The organism is Streptomyces sp. NPDC051020, from assembly GCF_040683105.1.
Lineage (GTDB): Bacteria > Actinomycetota > Actinomycetes > Streptomycetales > Streptomycetaceae > Streptomyces.
This window is the reverse complement of the sequence record NZ_JBFBCG010000072.1, coordinates 14,207-35,844: the sequence shown is the minus strand read 5'-3', so window position 1 is coordinate 35,844 and position 21,638 is coordinate 14,207. Positions and strand designations below refer to the sequence as shown.

Sequence of the window (21,638 nt, the reverse complement as noted above, 5' to 3'; positions counted from 1 at the left end):
CGAAACTATGCAGAGCCACGAACAGCCGAAACCCCACGAAGGAGCGGAACAGCACGCATGGCTTCTGCATAGTCACGGTCTCGGCATAGGTCGATCTATGCCGATATCGGCATAGATCGACGAGTTCGGCTATCTCGACCTGGACAAGGCCGGAGCGAAGCTGCTGTTCCAGATCTTCACCGAGCGCGAGGAGCGACGCGCTATCGCGATCGCGTCGAACGCGCCGTTCTCCGAGTGGAAGCAGACCTTCACCGACCCCCGGCTCTGCACCGCGATCGTCGACCGCGTCACCTTCAACGCGCACATCGTCGAGACCGGCACCGAGTCCTACCGATTCACCCAAACCCAGCGCAGGCGGCGCCACAGCTGACCCTTGACTCGGACCTCGGCAAGGGCGGCCCACCGGTCCCGGCCCCAGACCACGGGTGACCGATCGATGGGAGAATCGGGACCGTGACGATCGTATCTGGGGACTTTGAACTGACCATGGATGAACTGCGCGTCGTCGCACGCTACGTTCTGGAGAGCGCTGAGGACGTTCTTCCCGTGTTCGAGGAAGCCGCGCCTGGCGATCCTCGACCTCGTGCGGCCATCAACGCCGCACGGGAGTTCGTGAGCGGCGCCAGGAGGACCAAACTTCAGCGCATTACCTCCTTGGACGCCCACCGGGCGGCAAAGGAAGCGACCACGGAGGCCGCACGGCTCGCTGCGCGCGCTGCGGGAGATGCCGCCTCCGCTGCCTACCTCCATCCGATCGCGAAAGCCACCCAAGTGGGACACATCCTGAGAGCCGCCGCAAGCGCAGCACGAATTGGCGAACTGAACGCGGACGATGATCCCGCCGTTGGGCTTCGGCTGATCGAGGAAGCTCGCCAACGCGCCACACCAGTCCTGATCGATGTCCTGAACAGATACCCTCTGGCACCGACCGGCAAGAGCCGTACTGCACAGCTCATGACCACCCTGGACGCGTCCCTGCGCATGCCCTGCCAAGCCGAGGGTTAGATACCGCGCCGCAGCTGACCCCACAGATGACTGCGGCCGGCCTCCCTGAAGGGAGGCCGGCCGCAGCCGTTCCAGGTCCGGCCGCCGGGTCCCAGTGCCAGCCGGACCAACGCCCGCTCTCGTCCAGCCACCGCGGACACTGGGCGGTCCACGGTCTGAGTCGAGCCGGGTCGGCAGCCTCCACGCGCCTGTCGGGGGCACGATGACGGCAGCCTGACCGAGGCTTCCGAACTACCGCGAGACCCCACCCTCAGGGCCAGCGGAAACACTCGATCGAGTGGGGCCAAATCACCTTGCTACAGGGGCGTGAATCACACTGCCTCACGCCCCCTCCAGCCCACGGAGCCAGAACACTTCCGTCGGCTGGAGCCCAAAAACGTCCTTAGAAACACACGCCCTAGACGCGGAAGATGTGCATCACATGAGGGGTGTCCGCCAGGGTGTGCGGGGCCAGGGCGTGGTACGCCCAGACGTGGACCCAGGCGTTCCCCGTGCGCAGGGTGAGCACCGCCTTCATCATGCCTGGGGCGAAATAGGTGAGAAGCAGGAAGGCCCCCGACAGCAGCGCGTCTTCGAGCGAGCCGAACCGCGTCCAGGCGTCCCACAGGTGTCGTTGACCGACTCGATGAGCTGCCGAACCGTCTTGGGCATCGGCTCGCCGGGCCGCGCGACCCCCTCCTTCGGGGCCTTCAGCAGGGCGGGACGGCCGAGGATCTCGCGGTAGCCGTCGACGGTGACCGCGGCGGCAGCCGGTCCAGTACGCGGTTCGGTGCCCGCCCATCCGAGCCGCGCCCAGCATCTTCCTGGGCAACAAGTCCTACCCCGATGCCGCACACCCAACTGACAAGCCAACAAACCGATCTCATGTCAACCAGTTTGTGTGTCGGCACCGACGAAGCAGGCCCTGGCTCCGGCATGCGGCCGCCCCCGTCAGGGCGGCCGCATGCGGGCCGGGCGGTGGGTGGCCCGGCGGTGTCAGCCCTGTTTCACGCGGCCGAGGACCTCGACCTCGGCCATGTTGAGTTCCACAGGGTTCTTGCCGGCCAGCCACACCCGCACATAACGCCCCCGGGCGTTGGTGTCGATGGTGGTGGGGCTGCCGGCCTGGGGGGTCTCGTGCCGGCTCCAGACGTCCGGCTTGGCGAGCTGGTCCGCGAGTGTGCCGGAGAAAGGCTGGTCGGAGACCAGGACGTAGTAGTCCTTGGTCCTGTCGGCGCAACAGTCCGTCCGGTTGTAGATCTTGATCTTCTCGAGGTCGGCGCTGGTGCCGAGGTCCACCTGCCACCACGGCTGCGCTTCCCGGCCGCTGGTGGTGGAGAAGTTGAAGCGGTCGCCGTCGACGGCCTTCTCGGCACTGAACGGGAAGGTGCCGCCCCAGTCGTAGTCGGAGATCTGGGTCGCCTTCTTGCCCCGGGCGAGTTCGCGCAGGGGCGGCAGGCCCATCGACTCGTCGTGGAGGATCTCCACGCGCGTGACGAAGTCCTCGATGAACGGATCGCCGATCTTCACCGGGCCGTGCTGGTGGTGCTCGACCGGGTCGACCATGATCTGCGACGCCTCGGCGGCGAGGGAGTCCATGGCCTTGCGTTCCCTGGCCGCCTCGGTCGTGTTGCCGGCGTCGATCGCGGCGAGCGCGTTCAGGCCGTGCTCCATTGCCCGGCCCCACAGTTCCGTGGCGTCCAGCCAGCGGGAGGCGTCGGAGAGGAACAGCTTGTCGGGGACGCCCTCGCGGATGACGGCCGGCGCCTGCGTGACCGCGCGGACGGACGGGCGGAAACCGTTGATCGCGGATCGCTCATCGGTTCCGTACGCCTTCCAGAACCGCTCCAGCTCGGCGCTGAACACCGGGGCCTGGGGCTGCCACAGTGCGGAGCCGAAGGTCGGGGCCGCGTGGTTGAGGTCGACGAACACCTGCACCGCGTCGGCCGTACGCGGGTCACCCGCGGCGAGGTGAAGGGCGGCCTGGCGCCCGGAGCGGTCGCGGTCGTAGCCCCGGTCGTTCCACGAGAAGTCCGACATCGTGAAGACCGCGAGCTTGCTGGCGGCCTCCTGGTTCATCGGGTTGGAGACGATGCCGCTGAGGTGGTCGGACAGTCCCGGCTCACGCTTGTCGTACGGCGCCAGCAGCAGTCGCCCGGCGGTCCGGCCGAAGTCGTTGACCGGGTAGTTGTCCCACACGAAGACCTTGCGGCCGAAGAGCTCGGCGGCCTTGGAGGCCTGGGCGTTGGTGATCTCTCGCGGCACCACGTCCGTCCCGGTCCACATCACCTGAACCTCGGGGTCGAGCGTGGCACGGAGCGCCTGCTTGTACGCGGTGTCCGTCAGGTCGCCGTACTCCGTGGGCACCATCTGCAGCGGGTTGGCCCCGGGCCGCTCGGCGATGAAGTCGTGCTGCACCGTGTTCAGCAGGCTCACCTGGGCGCGGGCCGCCGCGCCGCGGCCCGGCGGGCCGAACTTCCGCGCGTCCGCGTCGCAGTTCCAGCGGGTGTAGCTGATGTCGTCCAGGGGGATGGAGAACGACCGTACGCCTGCGTCGTACATCGCCTGCATCTTGTCCGTCAGCGCCTTGGTGTCGGCGGAGTCGGAGTAGCAGATGGAGGCGCCCGGTGAGACGGCGAAGGTGAAGCGGACGTGGTCAGTCCGGGCGCGGTCGATCAGTTCGCGCAGTTCGGCGAGCTTGGCCTGCGGGTAGGGCTCGCGCCACTTGTCCCGGTGGTAGGGGTCGTCCTTCGGCGCGTAGACGTAGGTGTTGGACTTCATCTCACCGAGGAAGTCCATGTGGTCCAGGCGCTCTTGTGCGGTCCACGGAGGGCCGTAGAAGCCCTCGATGGTGCCGCGCAGCGGCATCGACGGGTAGTCGCTGACCTGAGCGCCCGCCACCTTCCAGTCGTCGCCCGCGCGCTGGAAGAGCTGGCGCAGCGTCTGCACGGCGTAGAACTGGCCCGAGGTGTCCGTGCCCCCGAGGGCGATCTCGGGATGCGACTGCCGGTCCGTGACCCGCAGGGCGTAGCCCTCGGCGTGGCCGGGCACGGCGGTGTCACCGAGCGCCTTGGCGATGTCCGGGCGGTCGGCCGGCCCCAGCCTGACGGTGAGCAGCCCGTCGGAGGCCGGCGGGACGCTGTCGGGGGAAACGTTGTCGACACGGGCGGCGCCATGCTTCCTCAGCTCGCGAACGAGGCGGTCGCGGGCGGCGGCGTCCGTGTGCGCGTCCGCGACGACGAGTACCCGGCCGGTGACGGCCGCGTCGTTGCCCGAGCGGGAGATGGACTGCGGTGTCGGGGAGACGGTCGGCAGGGGGCGGGTGCCCGCCGGGGCCGCGCGCGCTCCCCTGGTTTCCGCGGCCTGCGCTCCGGCTCCGGGGGTGAGCACCCCGAGCGTCACACAGCCGGCTATGGCGATCACGCCGAAGGCTGTCCTACGCCTTCTCATCAGACCCTCCATGTGGTCTAGACCACTTTTGACCTTAAGAGGCTACTGGTCTCACTCGGTTCACTGTCAAGACATTCGACGCGTCGGCTGCGGCAAGGGCTCGTGCCGCACCTCGGGCAACAGGGGCCGGTCAGGGCGAAACCGGGCACCTCGGCTCAGCCGCGCCCGTCGGTCACGGGTGCCGTTCCCACCCGGGCCACGACCTCCTCCCCGAACGCCTCCGGGGTGGCGAACGGACGGGGCGAGCCCCACGTCCGCTGCGCGAACACCTGCAGCCCCGAACAGCCGCCCCAGCGCGCACTCTTGACGATCACTCCCATTCTGACAACGATGTCACCCACGTCACCCGTCGGACCTATGAGGAGTGCCATGCACATACCGAGACCAGTCCGTCTGGTCCGCTTCCTTTCCACGGTCGCAGCCGCGGCACTCGTGATCACCGGTGTGTCGGCGATACCCGCGGGAGCGTCCGCAAAGGGAGGACCACAGTTCCCCGACGATCCGACGGCGTACGTGAACACGTCGATCGGCAACAACGGTTCGGGGACGACGTTCCCGGGCGCGGCACTCCCCTTCGGGATGGTGCAGAACAGCCCCGACACCCGGCTCAACTCCTATGCCTCGTACGACTACGCGGACTCGGAGATCCTGGGGTTCAGCCAGACCCATCTGTCCGGTGTCGGCTGCCAGACGGCGGGCAATTTCCGCCTGATGCCGGTGCCCGGTGACTTCCCTGGGACGAAACCGAGTCAGCAGGCGTCCGGATTCCGGCACGCCGACGAGCACTCCGAACCCGGGTACTACAAGGTCGGCCTGCGATCGGGGGTGACGGCGGAGCTGTCGGCGACCGAGCGGACCGGATGGCACCGTTACGCTTTCCCGTCGGACGCGTCGCAGCGCACTGTGGTGCTGAACGTCGGCTCCAGCAACGGCTATACGTACGCCGGCCATGTGGACGTCGTGGGCGACGACACCGTCGAGGGCTGGATCACCGGCGGCAACTTCTGCTGGGAGACGGGCAAGGAACGGTACAGGGTCTACTTCAGCGCCAAGTTCGACCGCGGCTTCGACAAGTTCGGTACCTGGGCGGACGGCGGGGGCGTCGCCACGGGCCGCAGGTCGGCCGACATCAGCGGTACATCGTCGAACGGTTCCCGGGCCGACGGCGGCGCGATGGTCGGGTTCAGCGGCGGCGGCCGGGTCGGCGCGACCGTCGGTGTCTCCTACACCTCCGTCGACGGCGCCCGGCTCAACCGCCGCGCGGAGAGCGCGGACCAGACGTTCGACTCCGTCCGGGCCGCCGCGCACCGGACCTGGGTGCGCCAGTTGCAGCGGCTGCGGGTGGCCGGCGGCAGTGACGCCGACCTGCGCACCTTCTACTCCTCCCTCTACCGCGCGACGCTGCACCCGTCGGTCGGCTCGGACGTCGACGGCCGGTACACGGGCTTCGACCAGCAGATCCACCGCAGTGACCGGCCGTACTACCAGATGTTCTCGCTCTGGGACACCTACCGGGCGCAGAACCAACTGGTCGCGCTGCTCGAACCCCACCGCGCCACCGACATGGCGAAGTCCCTGCTGCGCGTCTACCAGGACGGCGGCTGGCTTCCGCGCTGGGCGCTGGGGCCGAGCGAGACCAACGTGATGAGCGGGGAGGGCCCGACGCCGTTCATCACCTCCCTGTACGCGCGCGGGCTGCTCGACAAGCCCACGGCGCGGGCCCTGTTCGAGGCACTGTGGAAGAACGTCACCGAGGTTCCGGCCGATCAGTCGGTGTTCCGTGGACGGGACGGCAACCCGACGTATGTGCGCAATGGATGGATCGGCTACCAGGACAAGGGCGGCTACGCCTGGGGCGACTCCCGGCAAGCCGGTTCGGCGACGCTGGAGTACGCGCTGGCCGACTGCGGTCTGGCCGACATGGCCCGCGGTCTCGGTGAGTCGGCGAAGGCGGCCGCGCTGCGCGAGCGGTGCGGGAACTTCGCCAACGAGTGGGACTTCGGCGTGGGCTCGAAGGGGTTCGACGGCTTCCCTCGCTCCCGGACACCGGAGGGTACCTGGGTGGGCAGCACGGACCCGACGCGGAGCACCGGTTTCCACGAGGGCACGCCATGGCAGTACCAGTGGCTCGCGCAGCAGGACGTGCCCGGCCTGTTCGCGCTGATGGGCGGCAGGACCAAGGCGGAGAAGCGCCTCGACACCTTCTTCGACATGCCGGAACTGCTGCGTGACCACACGGGTGTTGCGAAGAAGTCGTGGGTGGTCGGCGCGTACGACTACCACAACAACTTCGCGTTCAACCCGAACAACGAGCCCGACCTGCACGCTCCTTGGATGTACGCCTGGACCGACCAGCCGTGGAAGACCTCCGCGGTGCTGCGCGCGGCGCAGCCGCTGTTCACCGACGACGCCCAGGGGATGCCCGGCAACGACGACCTCGGCACGATCTCTTCCTGGCTCGTCTGGTCCATGATCGGCATGTACGAGGTGATGCCCGGCTCGGCCGAGTACGTCCTGTCGGCGCCGATGTTCGACCGGGTCCGCATCCAGCCGGACGGCGGCCGCGCCGTCGACATCACCGCACCCGGTGCGGACCGGTCGAAGCTGCAGTACGTGTCGTCGGTGGACGTCGGCGGTGCCGCGTGGCCGAAGTCGTGGATCACACATGCCGATCTGCTGCGCTCGGGCACGATCGAGTTCGGCCTCACCTCCGACCCGGCGAGCACCACCTGGGGCCAGGGCAGCGCCAACCAGCCGCCGCGGCACGGCACGACGGACCTGGGTGTCCGGCCGTTCGCGTCGGTGTCCGACACCAGTCCGGCCCTGCTGGAACCGGGCGGGAGCGTCACGGCGACCGTGGGAGCCGCCGATCTCTCCGAATCCGCGTCCGACGTCGCGTTCAGCACCGTCTCCTCCACCGGTCTCACGGTGTCACCGGCTTCCGGCGGGCTGGCGGTCGACGCCGGAGGGCGGGTCACCACTCCCGTGACGGTCACGGCGGACGGCTCGGCGAAGCCCGATGTGCACACGGTCGAGGTCCGGATGACGGACAGGTCGACCGGCAGGTCCCTGGGCAGCACGACGATCGCGCTCAAGGTGACGTCGCTGTCCTACGGCAGGCCGGCGACCCAGAAGAGCACCGCGTGGGGCGGTGTGGCGGGGCGGGCGGTCGACGGCAACACCGATGGCAACTTCACCGTCGGGTCGGTCACCCACACCGCCGAGGACGGCTCCGCCGAGCCCTGGTGGCAGGTGGACCTCGGAGCTTCGAAGGGCATCTCCGACGTGTCCGTGTGGAACCGCAGCGACTGCTGCTCGGAGCGGCTGACCGACTACTACGTCCTCGTCTCCGACACGCCGTTCACCAGCCAGTCCCTCGCGACGACGCTGGCCCAGCCCGGCGTGACCACCGTGCATCGCACCGACACCGCAGGCACCCCGACGGTCGTCCCGGTGAACACCACCGGGCGTTACGTGCGAATCCAGCTCGCGACCACCGCTCCGCTGTCCCTGGCCGAGGTGGAGGTGATCCCGTCATGACCGCGGCACGTCGAGGGCTGACAGGTGTGCTGCCGCTGGTCCTGTGCGCCGCGACGCCCACCTTCCTGCGTTCGGCCGGCGTCAGCGCGTCCTGTGTCCGGCACAGCCGGTCGGCCACGGTCTCCCGCGCCTCTCTGCCTCGATCGAAGCCCGTGGCGGGCGCGCCGCCCGCAGCATCTCGTCGGCCGCTCATGCACCCCTTCCGCCCTGTGGACACTTGTTGGCGCGGATCGTTCCACAGCGGAGCCACGGCCCGGCCCCGACACCGCCCCGCACGGCCTCCAGCTCGCACCGCACGGCCCTGGGCGCCGCTCCGGTCCCGGGAGCGGAGAAGTCCTCCGCGCAGGGGCTGAGCAGGCCTTCACCCGGAAGCGGAGCAAGCCGCGCCCGGGATGACGGACGCGAGCGATGCCTCTGGCCGGCTCACCGGCCGGAGGCATCGCTCGACGGCGGCCGGCGTGGCTGGGCGCACGATGAAGGGGACTTCGGCGGCGGGCCCGTCGGGAGCTGGTGCTGCCCTCGGGACTCGGTCACCGCCCCGACGGGGCTAAGCACTTCAGTTGGCACGGCGGACCGGCGACACGGCGCTCGCGGCGCGTGCACCTGTGCACGGACACGGGCTGGCGGCTGTTCCTGCAGGGCCAGACCGGCGGCACGCTCCACGCCGCCGGTCCGGCCCTGCACGTCGGCTGACCCCGGCGGGCGCCGCTGCTCCCTGCGGGAGCGCCCCGTACCCCGGCCGAGAGGAGAGCTTCCTGCCATTGGGCGTGTCCGCCGGCCGTACGCCGCACTTTGGAGGGAAGGCTTCACGGATGCACGCCGTACTGCACGCACTGTCGATCACGGGGTCCATGACCTGGGAGATCACCTGGGCCCTGATCCTGGGCTTCGCCCTGTCCGCCGTCGTCCAAGCCGTGGTCCGCAAGTCCACCATCGCCTCTCTGCTCGGCGACGACCGGCCCCGCACCCTCGCCGTCTCCGCGGGCCTGGGCGTGGCGTCCTCGTCCTGCTCCTACGCCGCGGTGGCGCTGGCCCGCTCGCTGTTCCGCAAGGGCGCGAACTTCACCGCCGCGATGGCCTTCGAGATCGCCTCCACCAACCTCGTCGTCGAGCTCGGTGTCATTCTGGCGCTGCTGATGGGCTGGCAGTTCACCGCCGCCGAGTTCGCCGGCGGCCCCATCATGATCATTGTGCTGGCGGTCCTGTTCCGGCTGTTCCTGCGCACGGGGCTGCTGCGCCAGGCCCGCGAACAGGCCAAGCGGGGCCTTGCCGGGTCGATGGAGGGCCACGCCGCGATGGACATGTCCGTGCAGCGCAACGGCACCTTCACCCGGCGCCTGTTCTCCCGCGAGGGCTTCACCGCCACCAGCCACGTGTTCGTCATGGAATGGGCGGCGATCCTGCGCGACCTGGTCGTCGGTCTGCTCATCGCCGGCGCCATCGCAGCCTGGGTCCCGGACTCGTTCTGGCGCACCTTCTTCTTCGACGGCCACCCGCTCGCCGCCAAACTGTGGGGGCCCATCGTCGGCCCGCTGGTGGCGATCGCCTCGTTCGTGTGCTCCATCGGGAATGTGCCGCTGGCGGTGGTGCTGTGGAAGGGAGGGATCAGCTTCGGCGGCGTGGTGGCGTTCATCTTCGCCGACTTGCTGATCCTGCCGATCCTCAACATCTACCGGAAGTACTACGGCGCGAAGATGGCCGCCTTCCTCCTCGGCACCTTCTACCTCGCAATGGTCATTGCGGGATACATCGTGGAGTTCGCCTTCGGCGGCCTCGGTCTGATCCCCGACCAGGCCGACGCGAAGGTCCCCATGGAAGGCGTCAGCTGGAACTACACCACCTGGCTCAACATTGCCTTCCTCATCCTCGCAGCCGTGCTCCTGGCGCGGTTCTTACGGACCGGCGGGCTGACCATGCTGCACATGATGGGCGGCTCTCCCGACACCGGCCAGGGCCACGGCGACCACATGCCGCACTGACGTAGGGCCGCACGGACCGCTCCGGGTGCTGGCGTGGGCCTGTCTTCGCAGGCTTGATCCGTGGAGTTCCCGATCCAGGTGGCGCTGGCCCGTGCCGTACCGGCACTGCCCCAGGGGCCAGGCTGGTGGTACGAACGGAAATTCGACGGTTCTCCAGACACCTTAGGGCGTCCGCCAGTAGGTGCTGTGCCGGGGAGGCCATAGCGGTGCAGGCACGGTTCGCCCGATCATGGATTTCTCTACGCTTCATGATCACCGGGGGATCCGTGCCTGCCGTCCCATCATGCATTCTCGACCCGATCCGCGACCAGTTCCTCGCCCTGCTGCCCGTCCGTGAGGACCGTCATCCGTGGGGCTGCCACAACCCGCATATCAGCGACGCCGTGGTCTTCGACCGGTTGGTGCAGGTCCTGTCTTCGGCTGCGGATACGAGCGCGCGGCTGACAAGGACTGCTCCGCCACCACGCTGCGGCGCCGCCGCGACGAGTGGATCGCCGCCGGGGTGATGGAGACGCTGAGGCTGCTTGTTCTCGCCGCCTACGACCGCATGATCGGCCTCGAACTCGACCAGCTGTCCGCCGACGGCTGCATCGCCAAAGCGCCCTCCGGCGGCGAGTGCGCGCATCCGATGAGCTGCTGGTGGACGCCCTGGCGTGCTAAAATGCTGGTTATCACGTGAGCCTTCTCGGTGCGGATTCCGATCCGCCGGGGAGGCTTTTTTCATGCCCGGGGCCCGCCTGCCTCGGCACTGGTGGACCCGCGTCGAGGTCCTCGCCTGCCGGGCGTCCTGAACGCGCCGCGCTCCACGCATCGGTTCTTTGTTCCTATCCACAAGAGGAGATCCATGTCATGAGCCCACGAACCAACACCGCGCCTGCCACGGGTACGTGGCAACTTGGTGACCAGATCGTCAACCGCGTCGGGTTCGGCGCGATGCGCTTGACGGGTACCGCGCCCTTCGACCGCGGCGTGCCGCGTGACCGCGATCGGTCGATCGGCGTGCTCCGGCGGGCGATCGAGCTCGGCGTGAACCACATCGACACCGCCGCGTTCTACTTCTCGACGACGCGCTCCGCCAACGAGCTGATCAACCGGGCGCTGGCGCCATACCCGGAGGATCTGGTGATCGCCACCAAGGTCTGGCCGGGCCGCGATCCCTCGGGCGCGTGGTGGTGGGCCGCGCCGGCTCAGTTGCGCGGCCAGGTCGAGGAGAACCTGCGCCAACTCGGTCGCGATCACCTGGACGTGGTGAACCTGCGCGTGCCACCGAGCCGGCGGACCGGCTCGATCGGCGAGCACTTCGGCGCGTTGGCCGAACTGCGCGATGCCGGGCTCATCCGCCACCTCGGCATCTCCAACGTCACGTCCGAGCAACTGGCCGAGGCCCGAGCCATCGCCCCGGTCGTCTGCGTGCAGAACCCCTACGGGATCGGTGCCTCGAGTGAGGACCGGGCACTCCTGCGGCTCTGCGGCGAACTCGGTCTCGCCTTCGTCCCGTTCTTCGCAATCGCCGGTCCCGGGTGCGAGGCGGGTCCGGCTGCCGGCGACCGCGAGGCGGTGTGCGCCGTTGCCCGCGCGCACGGTGTGTCCGTCGCGCAGGTCCGGCTGGCCTGGACCTTGCAGCAGGGGCCGCACGTGCTGGCGATCCCGGGGACCGGTGATCCGGACCACCTCGCGCAGAACGTGGCGTCCGGCGCGCTGCGGCTTTCGGAAGACGAGATGGCACGCCTCACCTCGCTGCGGCCGGCCGGAGCATAGCGGGGCCACTGCCGGCCGAAATCCATTCCACCGGCCACCGCTCGCACTGAAAGGGTCCGCCAGCGCCCTACTGGCGGACCCTCTTAAGGTGTCTCATTCGGGTGAGTCTCGGGAGCTGCCCGTAGCCACTTAAGTGATCGTCCGTTGGGGTGATTGTCGGGTTCTTCGGAACGGTGGCATCACTCCCCGGGGGCGGATCGATGCAGCTCTACTTCGCCAACAGACGGAAGGTCTGGAAGGTCGGCGAGGTCGCAGGTCTCGGCCGCGCCGAGCTGACGGGCCTGATCGGTTCGCTCGTCTTGGCCGGTTTCCTCGGCGGGGCGCTGACTTGGTGGGGGAAATCGCGGGCCAACCCGGCGTAGCCGGTGTCTACTTCGAATTTCACCTTGGGGTGCAGCCGGAGTTGCTCTTCGATGCCCTCGGTCCGGACCTGAGTGACGTCGTGCATCCGTCCAGGGCGCACCGCACCGAGCCACAGGCCCCGGCGCTGCCCGTCGCTGATCACGGCAGGGGCGTCAGGGCAGTGCCGGCTCACCCGCATGGACGGCACGCATGGCGCGCTCGACGGTCTCCTGGTTTTCGCCGACCGGAGCCACGTAGCCGCTGACGTCGCGCGCGGCGTTCTCTCCGAGCACCCGGGTGATCACCCACGTGGCGAGATACTGGGACGCCAGGCAGCCGCCCGCCGTAGCGATGTTCCCCTCGACGTAGAACGGCGCGTCCAGCACGGTGACGCCGCAGGCTTCGACAAAGGGCCGGCTCGTCATGTCCGTGCAAGCTGGCATGCCGCCCAGCATCCCGAGGTGCGCCAGCACCAGTGCGCCGGAGCACTGCGAACCGATCAGCTGTCGCGAAGGGTCGAGCGGCAACATAGAGAGCAACCGGTCGTCGGCGACCACGTCGCGTGTCTTCACTCCGCTACCGATCAGCACGACGCCGGCCTCGGTCACGAACTCCATCGGGCGCTGCCCGGTCACCTCGACGCCGTTCATCGACGTGACCACCGGCGTCGGCGTCGTAATGAAGGCTTCCAAGCCTTCGACTCGTACATCCAGTGGGCCAAGACGCACAACAGCCTTTTCGTGCTGACCTGGGACGAGGACGACTTCACCCCCGCCAACCACATCCCGACGATCATGGTCGGGCCGATGGCCAGGGCCGGCGAGTACGACCAGAAGATCAACCACTACAACGTGCTGCGCACGCTGCTGGACATGTACGGCCTGGACCACATCAACCACACGGCCGACGCGGACGTCTCCACGATCACCGACGTGTGGGACACGTCGAAGACCGCGCGCCTGCGCGGCATGGCCGGGCGCTGCCTGGAGAACCACCAGACCGGTCCGGCGGAGCCGGGCGCGCTCGGCCTGTGGCACTGCGAATCCGCCGCCAACCAGCAGTGGAACAGGCACGCGGACGGCACGATCCGCCAGTCCGACAAGTGCCTGACCGCCACCGCGAACGGGAAGACCGAGCTCGCCGACTGCGACGGCACCCCCGTGCAGACCTGGCGGCCCAAAGCCGATGGTTCCCTGCTCAACCCGGCATCCGGCCACTGCCTGACCGTCCCCGGCCCGGACATCGCCAACGGAACCCCGGCCGAACTCCAGGACTGCGACGGCACGCTCCACCAAAGGTGGAAGGTGACCGGCTTCACGGGGGTGCACCACTCGCTCACGGTCGACACGCCCTCGACCTTCAAGCCCGGCTCCGCCGTCACCGTGACGACCACCTACACCAACGACAGCAGCCCGGCAGCGCTTTCGGACGCCTCCGTCAGCCTCACCGTGCCCAGCGGCTGGACGGCCGAGGCCACCTCGCCCACCACGTTCACCACGGTCAAGCCCGACCAGTCGGTGAAGACCACCTGGGCGGTCACCGCCCCCGCGGACGCAAAGCCCAGTGCCTACGCCCTGTCCGCACAGGCCACCTACAAGAACGCCACGAGCACCGACAAGGGCACCGGCACCACGTTCCACCCGGCGATCGTCCCCCAAAAGCAGATGCGAGTGGTCGAGGCCGACAGCGAGGAGACCGTCGGGGAGGACGGCCGCGCAGCGAATGTCCTGGACGGTAGCCCGGCCACCTTCTGGCACACCCAGTGGTACGGAGGAAGCGACCCGCTGCCGCACCACATCGTGCTCGACCTCGGTGAAGAGCTCGAGGTCAGCGGCCTGCGTTACATGCCCCGCCAGACGGGCGTCAACGGCCGGATAGCCGGATACGAGGTCTGGGTGAGCACGGACCGCACCGCGTGGACCAAGGTCACCACCGGGACCTTCGCGAACACCACCGCCGAGCAGACCGCCACTCTCAACGGCACGCCGGCCCGCTACCTCAAGCTCGTCGCCACGTCCTCTCACGCTGGAGCGTTCACTTCGGCCGCCGAGCTGAACGTCACCCGAGTAGTGCACTAACCACCTGGAGGGGCCGCCCCTCCGACGATCTTGCGGTCATCACATGGACGGCTGCGCGGGGTCCCGGACAGACGAGGTGCCCCCTTCCCGTTGGCGAGCGGCGTGACGTCACAAAGGCGCTGGCCCAATTGCGCATCAGCGAGCCAGGATCCTGTGATGCGCCATGCCGACGAGGGTGCCGAACTGCTGGCCCTGGTCCGCCGCTATGTCACGCCCGAGCGCCGCTATCTGAAGCTCAGCGGCAGCTTGCTACGCATGCAAAGTCCTGAGTACGACCGATTCGTGCGATCTCTCGGCGAAGACGCGGGACTCATCACCCCTCACGAGATCGCTACCGTTCCTAACCAGACGTGCGGCGCACCGAGGCCCCCGCCACCTACCTGAGCCTGACCCGCCGGCTCTGCGCCTTCGTCGACGAATGCGCCGAAACAAAACGTCAGTGATCTGACCAGGCTGGACTGACTTCGTTGTCACGCGCCGCTGCTCTTCTCGTGCGGCTGGTGCCTGCCGCCGGGCGGGTTCACATGCGGCGGATGCCGCGACGCCGAGAACACTCCCGCCTACAATTCCAGTGAATATGCCCACTCTTGCAGACATATGAGGGGTCATGTGATGGATGGTATTGCCGATATGGGGGGAACCCCGGGATGGGGTCCCGTCCATCCGCCGAGACACGATGAACCTGTTTTCGAGGAGCCCTGGCAGCGCAAGGCATTCGCGCTTGCGATCCTCTCCAGCCGCGTTGCGTGCGGCGGCATCAACACGGACGCCTTCCGGCACGCGCTGGAGCGCCTGGACCGAGCCGCCTACCTGGACGACGGCTACTACGGACGCTGGCTCAACGCCGGGGAGCTGATGCTCACCGACAGTGCCATCCTCGCGCCGGGCGCGATCGACGCCCGCGCCCGCAGCCTGCGCGGTGAACACGTCGAGGAACCGCCGATCCCCCAGCCCGCCCGGCCCGACTACACGCCGACCGCCGAGGGCTCGCTGCGCACCGTGGGCGCCGCCCCGGTCTTCGCCGTCGGCGAGCGAGTGCGCGCCAAGGACATGTCGCCGCCCGGGCACACTCGGCTGCCGGGTTACGTACGGGGCCATACCGGCATCGTCGAGCTCATCCAGCCCGCCGCGGTGCTGCCGGACACCAACGCGCACTTCCTGGGCGAGAACCCACAGCACGTCTACTCAGTGCGGTTCGACTCGCACGAGCTGTGGGGCGCCGACGCCGAACCTTTCACGCTCACCGCAGAGCTGTACGAGAGCTACCTGGAGACAACCACATGACCACCACCGGCGGACCGGGCGAGAGGCTTCCCGCAGCCCTGCGCACCGAGGCGCTCGAGCAACTGCTCACCGAGCGGGGCCTGATCGACCCGACGGCGATGAACGGGATCATCACCACCTACGAGACCCACGTGGGACCGCTCAACGGGGCCAAGGTCGTCGCCAAGGCGTGGACCGACCCGGAGTACCGGCGGCGGCTGATCGAGGACGGCACCGCCGCCATCAAGGAGCTGGGCTTCTCGGGGCAGCAGGGCGAGCACATCGTCGTCGTGGAGAACACCGCGACCACCCACAACGTGGTGGTCTGCACGCTGTGCTCGTGCTACCCGTGGCCGGTGCTCGGCCTGCCACCGAGCTGGTACAAGGACCCCGCCTACCGCGCGCGGATCGTCAGGGAGCCGCGTACGGTGCTGGCCGAGATGGGACTCGAACTCTCCGACGACGTGCGGATCACCGTCCGCGACTCCACCAGCGAGGTGCGCTGGCTGGTGCTGCCCGAACGTCCGGCCGGCACCGGCCACCTGTCCGAGGAGGAGCTCGTGCCGCTGGTGACGAGGGACGCGATGGTGGGCGTGGCGAAGGTCGAGGCCCCATGAGCGCGCCGTTGGACATCGAGAGCCCGACCGCACCGCCGCGCTCCAACGGCGAGTTGGTGTTCGCCGAGCCGTGGGAGAGCCGTGTCTTCGGCATGGCCGTCGGTTTGTACGAGGCGGGCGCGTTCACCTGGCCGCAATTCCAGGCCGCGTTGATCGACCGGATCGCTGCCTGGGAGAGCGCGTCGGCGCGGGAGGAGCCCTACAACTACTACCTGCTCTGGCTGGGTGCCCTGGAGGACGTACTCGTCAACCTGCGCGCCGTGTCCAGGGACGAGGTCACCGCACGCACGAAAGCCCTGGCGCAGCGCCCCGAGGGCCATGACCACCGTCACGGTCACGATCATCCGCACGACGAGACTCAAGGAAGGCCACCGCGCTCCGTAAAGCCGGATGCACAGGAGCGCGAGTGAGGGAGCAGCCCCTCAAGGCCCTTCACCCGCACGGGCGCACGCCGTGTCCAGAGCTCGAAGCTCGTGAGGAGAAGCGCCTCACCGTGCGGCAGCTCATCCACCGAGGATCCCGAACCCGAGGGACCCGTGCGGGCAGAGCATGCGAGGACCGGCCGGCACCCCGGCGCCACCGGCATTTCTACAGACCTCGCACGGTCGGAGGTGCTCAGGAGGGTCGCGGCGGGCCAGGTGCCGGTGCAGGCCGCCGCGGGCACATCAGTGTTACGGCTTGCCGACCACCAAGCCGCCGCGTGAAACATCCTGAACTGCGGAAATTCCTTTGCGGCACCGGATGCGGAACTGCAGAATGCCCGCGCTGAGGCACACGTGATCTATCAAGGACGAAGAGTGACCGAGAACGACGAGCAGCGCCAGACCCTGACCAATGGGCAGGGCGTGCCGGTCCTGACCTATCTGCAGGGAGTTCGCGAGGGACACCCATGGGCGGACCTGGCCGAAGTGGTCGGCCCCGACCCCGTGGAAACCATCGTCTCCGACATGTCCGGTTGGGCGGTCTCGGGATCCGTAGAGCTCGGTGAGCAGTTGCTGCGCCGTGGTGCCCGGGTGATGCGGCACGCCCACGAGATGCGGAGAGACTTGGTGGCGTGTCCGCCACCGGCCGACTGGTCATCGCGCGCCCTGGGCGACGGACTTCGGGCAGTCCCTTGCGACCGCGACGCCGATGCAGTGTTCCCGGCATGGCGAGCCGCATTTCCTGCCGACCATCCCGACCACCACCACGGCAGCGACAAAGAAGCGCTCAACGAGCGCCTGGCACCTATGCTGGCGGGTTCCGTCCTCGGGCCGGTCCTTCCGTGCAGCGCCTTGGTGGTGGACGAGACGGACCGCGTGGTTGCTGGGGCGATCCTCACCGACCGCGACGGCCTGCCATGGATCGCGGACGTATTCCGCCGCCCCGAAGCCCGCTACGCAGGCCTTGGCGCCGATCTGCTGCGTCAGGTGCTCAGCGTTGCTGCGGTCGACGGGCTGGCCGAGGTCTCGCTCGTCGTGAGCGATGCGAATCCAGCCCGCCGCGTTTACGAGAAGCTCGGTTTCCAACTGACTGGCACATCACTGACTGTCGTAGTGCCGTAGGTCGAGGAGGAGTGCATCCCCGCCTCGCGACCGGTGCGCTTCGACCTGTTCGCGGCGGTTCGCCGGCTCGCGCTGGGGGCGTCACGCCGGTGGCGCGCCCGGCGGGGATCCCGGCTTCTTCTCGTCGGCCCCGCGGCGCAGAGCGCTGTCCTGTGACGTGACCGTCGAAAGCGGCGCAGCGATCTGTTCCAGCGACTTCTGTTCTGCGGCCACCGCGAGGAAGACGGCCACCAGGCCCGCGATCACCATCAGGGCCGCCCCCACACAGAACGCGAGAGCGGCGTCCCCGACGACTCCGCTCTGCGTCAGGCCCGCGAAGAGCAGGGGGCCGGAGATACCGCCAGCCGCCGTCCCGATCGCGTAGAAGAAGGCGATCGCCATGGCCCGTGTCTCCATCGGGAAGATCTCACTGACCGTGAGGTAGGCCGAACTCGCACCCGCCGACGCGAAGAAGAGGACAACGCACCAGCACAGCGTCATCGTGATGGCGTCGAGCCGTCCGGCATCGAACAGCCAGGCAGTAAGGAACAGCAGCGCTCCGGAAAGGATGTAGGTCCCCGCGATCATCGGCCGGCGGCCCCAGGTGTCGAAGAGACGGCCCAGGAACAGTGGGCCCAGGAAGTTGCAGAACGCGATGGCGGCGAAGAAGTAGCCGGTTGTTCCGGTGGAGACGTCGAAGAACGTGACCAGGATCGAGCCGAAGCCGAAAGTGATCGCGTTGTAGAGGAACGCCTGTCCGACGAAGAGCGCGAAGCCGAGCGTCGCACGCTTGGGGTAATCACGGAAGACGGTCTTCCCGACCTCGATGAAGCCGACGCTGCGTCGCTGTTCGACAGTGATCTCGATCTCCGCCTCGGGGAGCGGGCGGCCCGTCGCCTCCTCGATCTTCCTTTCCACGTCGTCGACGAGCTTCTCCGCTTCCTCGGACTGTCCGTGGATGAACATCCACCGCGGGCTTTCCGGCACATGACGGCGTACGAGAAGAATGGCCAGTCCCAGAACGACGCCGAGGGCGAACGTCAGCCGCCAGCCGACATCCTTGGGGAAGATGTCGGTATCGAGTGCGAGGACCGACAGGAGAGCACCACCCATCGCACCCAGCCAGTAACTGCCATTGATGATCAGGTCGACGCGGCCCCGGAACCTGCTGGGGATCAGCTCGTCGATGGCGGAGTTGATGGCCGCGTACTCGCCGCCGATACCGAACCCGGTCAGGAAGCGGAAGAGGAAGAACCACCAGACGGAGAAGGAGATGGCGGTGAGCGCGGTCGCCGCGAGGTAGACGGTGAGAGTGATCAGGAAGAGCTTCTTGCGGCCGTCACGGTCCGTGAGCCAGCCGAAGAAGAGAGCGCCGGAGCAGGCGCCCGCCACGTAGAGCGCTGCCGCGACGCCCGTGACCTGGGCGCTGCTGATCGGCAGGCCGCTGCCGGCTTCGGAGAGCCGGCCGGCGATGTTCCCGACGACGGTGACTTCCAGGCCGTCGAGGATCCAGACGGTGCCCAGGCCGATCACGATCATCCAGTGCCATCGCGACCAGGGCAGGCGGTCCAGTCTCGCGGGGACCTTCGTCGTGACCGTTCCGGTGACTGCTTCTCCGCCTCGGCTCATGGGACTCTGCCTCCTGAGAGGGCATGGCCTGCGTCGCCGCCCTTGGCGCCGAGGCCGGGTACCCCGGGTCCAAGCGGATAAACAGCATCATGAAGCGATGCCCTGCTGGGGAGGCGCGCCGGATAACGTGGAGAGGGGTGGTGAAGTGCTGTCGGTTTGCTGGGATATACCAAACACACCTGTCAGGACAGGTCGCAGCGCCGGCAGGCCCGTGGCCGATCAACTGGGCCAAGCGAGTCGGTGTCGCCGCGATCGGGATCGAAGACCTCGACTTCACCACCGAGAAGACCCGCGGCCGCCGGAAGCGGTTCCGGCAGCTCATCTCCGGCATCCCGACCGGGAACTCAAGGCCCGGCTGGTGTCGATGGCCGCCGAACAGGGCCTGAGCATTGTCGCGGTCGACCCCGCCCACACCAGCATGTGGGGTGCTCAGCACTGGCAGAAACCGGCTAGTGCCGGTCGCGGCACTAGGAACGGTCCGTCAGGCCAGAAGGAGAACTACCTCCTCGATCTCCTCGCCCCGGGCGTTCGCGAAACCCCGCTCGTGGCCAGTGGTCACGAATCCGCACTTCTTCAACACCCGGATCGAACCGCTGTTGTCTGCAGCCACGCGGGCGTGCAGCGGACGCTCCGGTATGCGTGTGAGCAGCTCTCGCAGCGCGGCCGTAGCCACTCCACGGCCCCAGTATTCCCGCCCGATCCAGTACGTGACCTCGCGCTCCTCGGGCGGGCCGAACACGGCAGCGTGCCCGACGATCTCACCGCTCTTGCCGACGACAGTGCGCACGAAAACTGCCGGATCTCGGCGGATCCGTGCCCAGTGTGCCTCGAAATAGGCACGGTCTGATGGGTCCTTGGCAGTGAACGCTGCCATCAGAATCCCCTCGGGCTCGTTCGACTGAGCGTAGAAGACGGGCAGGTCGCCGTCTCTCACTTCTCGTAGCGTTACGTCCATCGGGGCCTTCCGGATGGTGATCGCGGTCGCGTGCGTCGTGGTGGCGAGGTTTCCGGTCACTGGCGATGGGTGCGCCATTCGGGGGCGAGGATAGCCCAGATCTGCTTGTCATGACGGGTGCCGCCGTAGGGCCAGTGCTCGCGCCGCACGCCCTCCAGTGTCATGCCGAGCCGCTTGGCCACCGCGGAGCTGCGCTCGTTGTCGGCTCGGCAGTGCCACTCGGCGCGATGCATCCCCCGGGAGGTGAACGCCCACTCCAGCAAGGTGCGGCACGCCTCCGTGACCAGGCCGCGTCCCTCTGCGGCCGGCTCCAACCAGCAACCGATCTCGCATGAACCCAAGGCGGTGTTGAAGTCCACGAACATCACGCCGCCGACCAGCGCTCCGTCGAGCCAGATGCCATAGAGGCGGGCCCCGTCTGCGGCCTGGCGCTCGGCGTACCGGCGCAGCGTGGCCCGCGCACCGTCGACGTCGTCAGTGACGAACCCCGCCCCAACCCACGGCCGGATGTGCTCGCGCGCCCGGTCCAGGTGGGCGGCGAACTCCTCGGCATGCCATATCTCGAGCGGACGGAGGCGGGCAGTGTCCCGCAGAGAGAGGCAAAACATGATGACCCCATTCACACAACAAACGTTATGGTTATGTACCGTAGCAGCATGCCACGCATCAAGGGAGACCACGAGGCCCGTCGGCGCGACGTCTCCGAGGCGGTCTGGCGCGTATTGGCCGCGCACGGCTTCGGCGGACTGACCATGCGCGCCGTCGCCACCGAACTCGGCGCGACCACCGGCCTGCTCACCCACTACTTCCCCACCAAACGCGACCTGGTGGCGCACGCTCTCGACCTGCTCGAACTGCGAACTGCCTCTCGCCCCCGGCGCGCCGCCGGGGAAGGGCTGTCCGGCGTGAGGGCCGCGCTGCTGAACATCCTGCCGCTGACCGACGAGGCCACCGACAGCAACCGGATCTGGGTGTCCTCCTGGGACACCGCGCTCGCTGACCCCGAGTTGAGCGGCGACTATGCCCGCAAGTACGCGCGAAGCCGCGACAAACTGCGCGACCTGGTCGCTGCGGCCCAACAGCTCGGCGAACTGCCCGCCGGAGATCCGGCGCGCATCGCGGCCGGCGCCCAGTCATTCGTGCTCGGCCTGGTGGTACAGGCCCTGTTCGACCCGCCGGCGTTCCCACCCGACCGCCAGGTCGAGCTCCTTGACGACTACCTGGCCACGCTGGCCGCACCCGCTCGTCCATAGGAATCGATGGGTGTGGCTCCTTCGGAGGGACCAGCGGCCTCCCTCCCACCGGCGGATCGAGGAGAGGTGATCTCCACCGCGACGATCCCGACCACCTGCAATGACGTCTTGACGGCCAACGAACGTCGCGTGATCGAGTTGTCGAATCCCCAGGTCGTGGTGTCCCTCCACAGGAGCCGCAGCCATGTCGGTTGTGGTCTGCTGCCCCGCGGGGCAGCGGCCTCAGCGGCTGGCCACGGAGTACGTTGCCGCGCCCTTGGGTGCAGC

At 68.4% G+C, this 21,638-nt stretch carries 19 protein-coding genes and 3 pseudogenes; 15 read left to right on the top strand and 7 right to left on the bottom strand.

Translation table 11 applies throughout. From position 1 onward, the window contains the following. Positions 1–115: 115 nt before the first annotated feature. Both AB0N06_RS29865 and AB0N06_RS29860 read left to right on the top strand, forming a co-directional pair. Positions 116–370 (top strand): annotated as a pseudogene (locus AB0N06_RS29865) (ATP-binding protein); the annotation flags it as partial. Between the two features lie 83 nt (positions 371–453). After that, positions 454–1,005, top strand: a complete 552-nt coding sequence (locus AB0N06_RS29860; protein ID WP_366137801.1) for a putative immunity protein — start codon at positions 454–456, stop codon at positions 1,003–1,005. Positions 1,006–1,402: 397 nt separating this feature from the next. Here AB0N06_RS29860 and AB0N06_RS29855 read toward each other — a convergent pair whose 3' ends face one another. The 3 genes from AB0N06_RS29855 to AB0N06_RS29845 form a co-directional block, all read right to left on the bottom strand. Next, on the bottom strand, positions 1,403–1,525 hold the full coding sequence (locus AB0N06_RS29855; protein WP_366137800.1) for a hypothetical protein: 123 nt from the start codon (positions 1,523–1,525) through the stop codon (positions 1,403–1,405). Positions 1,526–1,980: 455 nt separating this feature from the next. Further along, positions 1,981–4,434, bottom strand: coding sequence for a beta-N-acetylglucosaminidase domain-containing protein (locus tag AB0N06_RS29850; protein ID WP_366137799.1), 2,454 nt, complete (start codon positions 4,432–4,434; stop codon positions 1,981–1,983). A gap of 155 nt (positions 4,435–4,589) precedes the next feature. Then, entirely contained in the window at positions 4,590–4,754 is a 165-nt protein-coding gene (locus AB0N06_RS29845) for a hypothetical protein (RefSeq protein ID WP_366137798.1), read from the bottom strand. Between the two features lie 49 nt (positions 4,755–4,803). Between AB0N06_RS29845 and AB0N06_RS29840 the strand changes: the two genes are divergently transcribed. The 5 genes and pseudogenes from AB0N06_RS29840 (at position 4,804) to AB0N06_RS29820 (ending at position 12,073) form a co-directional block, all read left to right on the top strand. Beyond that, complete coding sequence (locus AB0N06_RS29840; RefSeq protein WP_366137797.1) at positions 4,804–7,974, top strand: GH92 family glycosyl hydrolase; 3,171 nt, start codon at positions 4,804–4,806, stop codon at positions 7,972–7,974. 812 nt (positions 7,975–8,786) lie between these two features. Beyond that, positions 8,787–9,953, top strand: a complete 1,167-nt coding sequence (locus tag AB0N06_RS29835; protein WP_366137796.1) for a permease — start codon at positions 8,787–8,789, stop codon at positions 9,951–9,953. Positions 9,954–10,219: 266 nt separating this feature from the next. Next, positions 10,220–10,575 (top strand): annotated as a pseudogene (locus AB0N06_RS29830) (IS5/IS1182 family transposase); the annotation flags it as partial. Between the two features lie 227 nt (positions 10,576–10,802). After that, positions 10,803–11,711 (top strand): aldo/keto reductase, encoded by a 909-nt coding sequence (locus tag AB0N06_RS29825; RefSeq protein ID WP_366137795.1) that lies wholly within the window; start codon positions 10,803–10,805, stop codon positions 11,709–11,711. A 173-nt stretch (positions 11,712–11,884) separates the two neighbouring features. Further along, positions 11,885–12,073 (top strand): hypothetical protein, encoded by a 189-nt coding sequence (locus AB0N06_RS29820; RefSeq protein ID WP_366137794.1) that lies wholly within the window; start codon positions 11,885–11,887, stop codon positions 12,071–12,073. Positions 12,074–12,226: 153 nt separating this feature from the next. On the opposite strand, the gene AB0N06_RS29815 is transcribed toward AB0N06_RS29820, so the two are convergent. After that, complete coding sequence (locus AB0N06_RS29815; RefSeq protein ID WP_366137793.1) at positions 12,227–12,781, bottom strand: AraC family transcriptional regulator; 555 nt, start codon at positions 12,779–12,781, stop codon at positions 12,227–12,229. A 12-nt stretch (positions 12,782–12,793) separates the two neighbouring features. Here AB0N06_RS29815 and AB0N06_RS29810 point away from each other — a divergent pair, with 12 nt between their 5' ends. The 6 genes from AB0N06_RS29810 to AB0N06_RS29785 all read left to right on the top strand — a co-directional run bounded on the left by AB0N06_RS29810 (position 12,794) and on the right by AB0N06_RS29785 (position 17,555). Further along, the gene (locus tag AB0N06_RS29810) at positions 12,794–14,131 is read left to right on the top strand and encodes a ricin-type beta-trefoil lectin domain protein (RefSeq protein ID WP_366137792.1); all 1,338 of its coding nucleotides are present in this window, start codon (positions 12,794–12,796) and stop codon (positions 14,129–14,131) included. 156 nt (positions 14,132–14,287) lie between these two features. Further along, complete coding sequence (locus AB0N06_RS29805; protein WP_366137791.1) at positions 14,288–14,515, top strand: DUF6000 family protein; 228 nt, start codon at positions 14,288–14,290, stop codon at positions 14,513–14,515. Positions 14,516–14,728: 213 nt separating this feature from the next. After that, a complete protein-coding gene (gene nthB, locus AB0N06_RS29800) occupies positions 14,729–15,415 on the top strand; it encodes a nitrile hydratase subunit beta (protein WP_366137790.1) in 687 nt (228 codons plus the stop codon). Further along, a complete protein-coding gene (nthA, locus tag AB0N06_RS29795) occupies positions 15,412–16,011 on the top strand; it encodes a nitrile hydratase subunit alpha (protein WP_366137789.1) in 600 nt (199 codons plus the stop codon). The genes nthB and nthA overlap by 4 nt, the downstream gene beginning before the upstream one ends. After that, entirely contained in the window at positions 16,008–16,421 is a 414-nt protein-coding gene (locus AB0N06_RS29790; protein WP_366137788.1) for a nitrile hydratase accessory protein, read from the top strand. The genes nthA and AB0N06_RS29790 overlap by 4 nt, the downstream gene beginning before the upstream one ends. Before the next feature lie 387 nt (positions 16,422–16,808). Next, positions 16,809–17,555, top strand: a complete 747-nt coding sequence (locus tag AB0N06_RS29785) for a GNAT family N-acetyltransferase (protein ID WP_366137786.1) — start codon at positions 16,809–16,811, stop codon at positions 17,553–17,555. An 81-nt stretch (positions 17,556–17,636) separates the two neighbouring features. Here the strand turns inward: AB0N06_RS29785 and AB0N06_RS29780 are convergent, their stop codons facing one another. Further along, a complete protein-coding gene (locus tag AB0N06_RS29780) occupies positions 17,637–19,163 on the bottom strand; it encodes an MFS transporter (protein ID WP_366137784.1) in 1,527 nt (508 codons plus the stop codon). Positions 19,164–19,381: 218 nt separating this feature from the next. Between AB0N06_RS29780 and AB0N06_RS29775 the strand changes: the two are divergent. Next, positions 19,382–19,617: pseudogene (locus AB0N06_RS29775) on the top strand (IS200/IS605 family accessory protein TnpB-related protein); the annotation flags it as partial. Positions 19,618–19,644: 27 nt separating this feature from the next. Here AB0N06_RS29775 and AB0N06_RS29770 read toward each other — a convergent pair. Continuing rightward, complete coding sequence (locus AB0N06_RS29770) at positions 19,645–20,118, bottom strand: GNAT family N-acetyltransferase (RefSeq protein WP_366137804.1); 474 nt, start codon at positions 20,116–20,118, stop codon at positions 19,645–19,647. A 56-nt stretch (positions 20,119–20,174) separates the two neighbouring features. Beyond that, positions 20,175–20,726, bottom strand: coding sequence for a GNAT family protein (locus AB0N06_RS29765; RefSeq protein WP_366137783.1), 552 nt, complete (start codon positions 20,724–20,726; stop codon positions 20,175–20,177). Between the two features lie 48 nt (positions 20,727–20,774). Between AB0N06_RS29765 and AB0N06_RS29760 the strand changes: the two genes are divergently transcribed. Beyond that, a complete protein-coding gene (locus AB0N06_RS29760; protein WP_366137782.1) occupies positions 20,775–21,371 on the top strand; it encodes a TetR/AcrR family transcriptional regulator in 597 nt (198 codons plus the stop codon). Positions 21,372–21,638: the final 267 nt, after the last annotated feature.

What these genes read in the sequence shown, in the direction of transcription:
- AB0N06_RS29855 (WP_366137800.1), bottom strand. Translation starts at nt 1,525, where the DNA reads ATGATGAAGGCGGTGCTCACCCTGCGCACGGGGAACGCCTGGGTCCAC.
- AB0N06_RS29850 (WP_366137799.1), bottom strand. Translation starts at nt 4,434, where the DNA reads ATGAGAAGGCGTAGGACAGCCTTCGGCGTGATCGCCATAGCCGGCTGT.
- AB0N06_RS29845 (WP_366137798.1), bottom strand. Translation starts at nt 4,754, where the DNA reads ATGGGAGTGATCGTCAAGAGTGCGCGCTGGGGCGGCTGTTCGGGGCTG.
- AB0N06_RS29840 (WP_366137797.1), top strand. Translation starts at nt 4,804, where the DNA reads ATGCACATACCGAGACCAGTCCGTCTGGTCCGCTTCCTTTCCACGGTC.
- AB0N06_RS29835 (WP_366137796.1), top strand. Translation starts at nt 8,787, where the DNA reads ATGCACGCCGTACTGCACGCACTGTCGATCACGGGGTCCATGACCTGG.
- AB0N06_RS29825 (WP_366137795.1), top strand. Translation starts at nt 10,803, where the DNA reads ATGAGCCCACGAACCAACACCGCGCCTGCCACGGGTACGTGGCAACTT.
- AB0N06_RS29805 (WP_366137791.1), top strand. Translation starts at nt 14,288, where the DNA reads ATGCGCCATGCCGACGAGGGTGCCGAACTGCTGGCCCTGGTCCGCCGC.
- nthB (WP_366137790.1), top strand. Translation starts at nt 14,729, where the DNA reads ATGAGGGGTCATGTGATGGATGGTATTGCCGATATGGGGGGAACCCCG.
- nthA (WP_366137789.1), top strand. Translation starts at nt 15,412, where the DNA reads ATGACCACCACCGGCGGACCGGGCGAGAGGCTTCCCGCAGCCCTGCGC.
- AB0N06_RS29790 (WP_366137788.1), top strand. Translation starts at nt 16,008, where the DNA reads ATGAGCGCGCCGTTGGACATCGAGAGCCCGACCGCACCGCCGCGCTCC.
- AB0N06_RS29780 (WP_366137784.1), bottom strand. Translation starts at nt 19,163, where the DNA reads ATGAGCCGAGGCGGAGAAGCAGTCACCGGAACGGTCACGACGAAGGTC.
- AB0N06_RS29770 (WP_366137804.1), bottom strand. Translation starts at nt 20,118, where the DNA reads ATGGACGTAACGCTACGAGAAGTGAGAGACGGCGACCTGCCCGTCTTC.
- AB0N06_RS29765 (WP_366137783.1), bottom strand. Translation starts at nt 20,726, where the DNA reads ATGTTTTGCCTCTCTCTGCGGGACACTGCCCGCCTCCGTCCGCTCGAG.
- AB0N06_RS29760 (WP_366137782.1), top strand. Translation starts at nt 20,775, where the DNA reads ATGCCACGCATCAAGGGAGACCACGAGGCCCGTCGGCGCGACGTCTCC.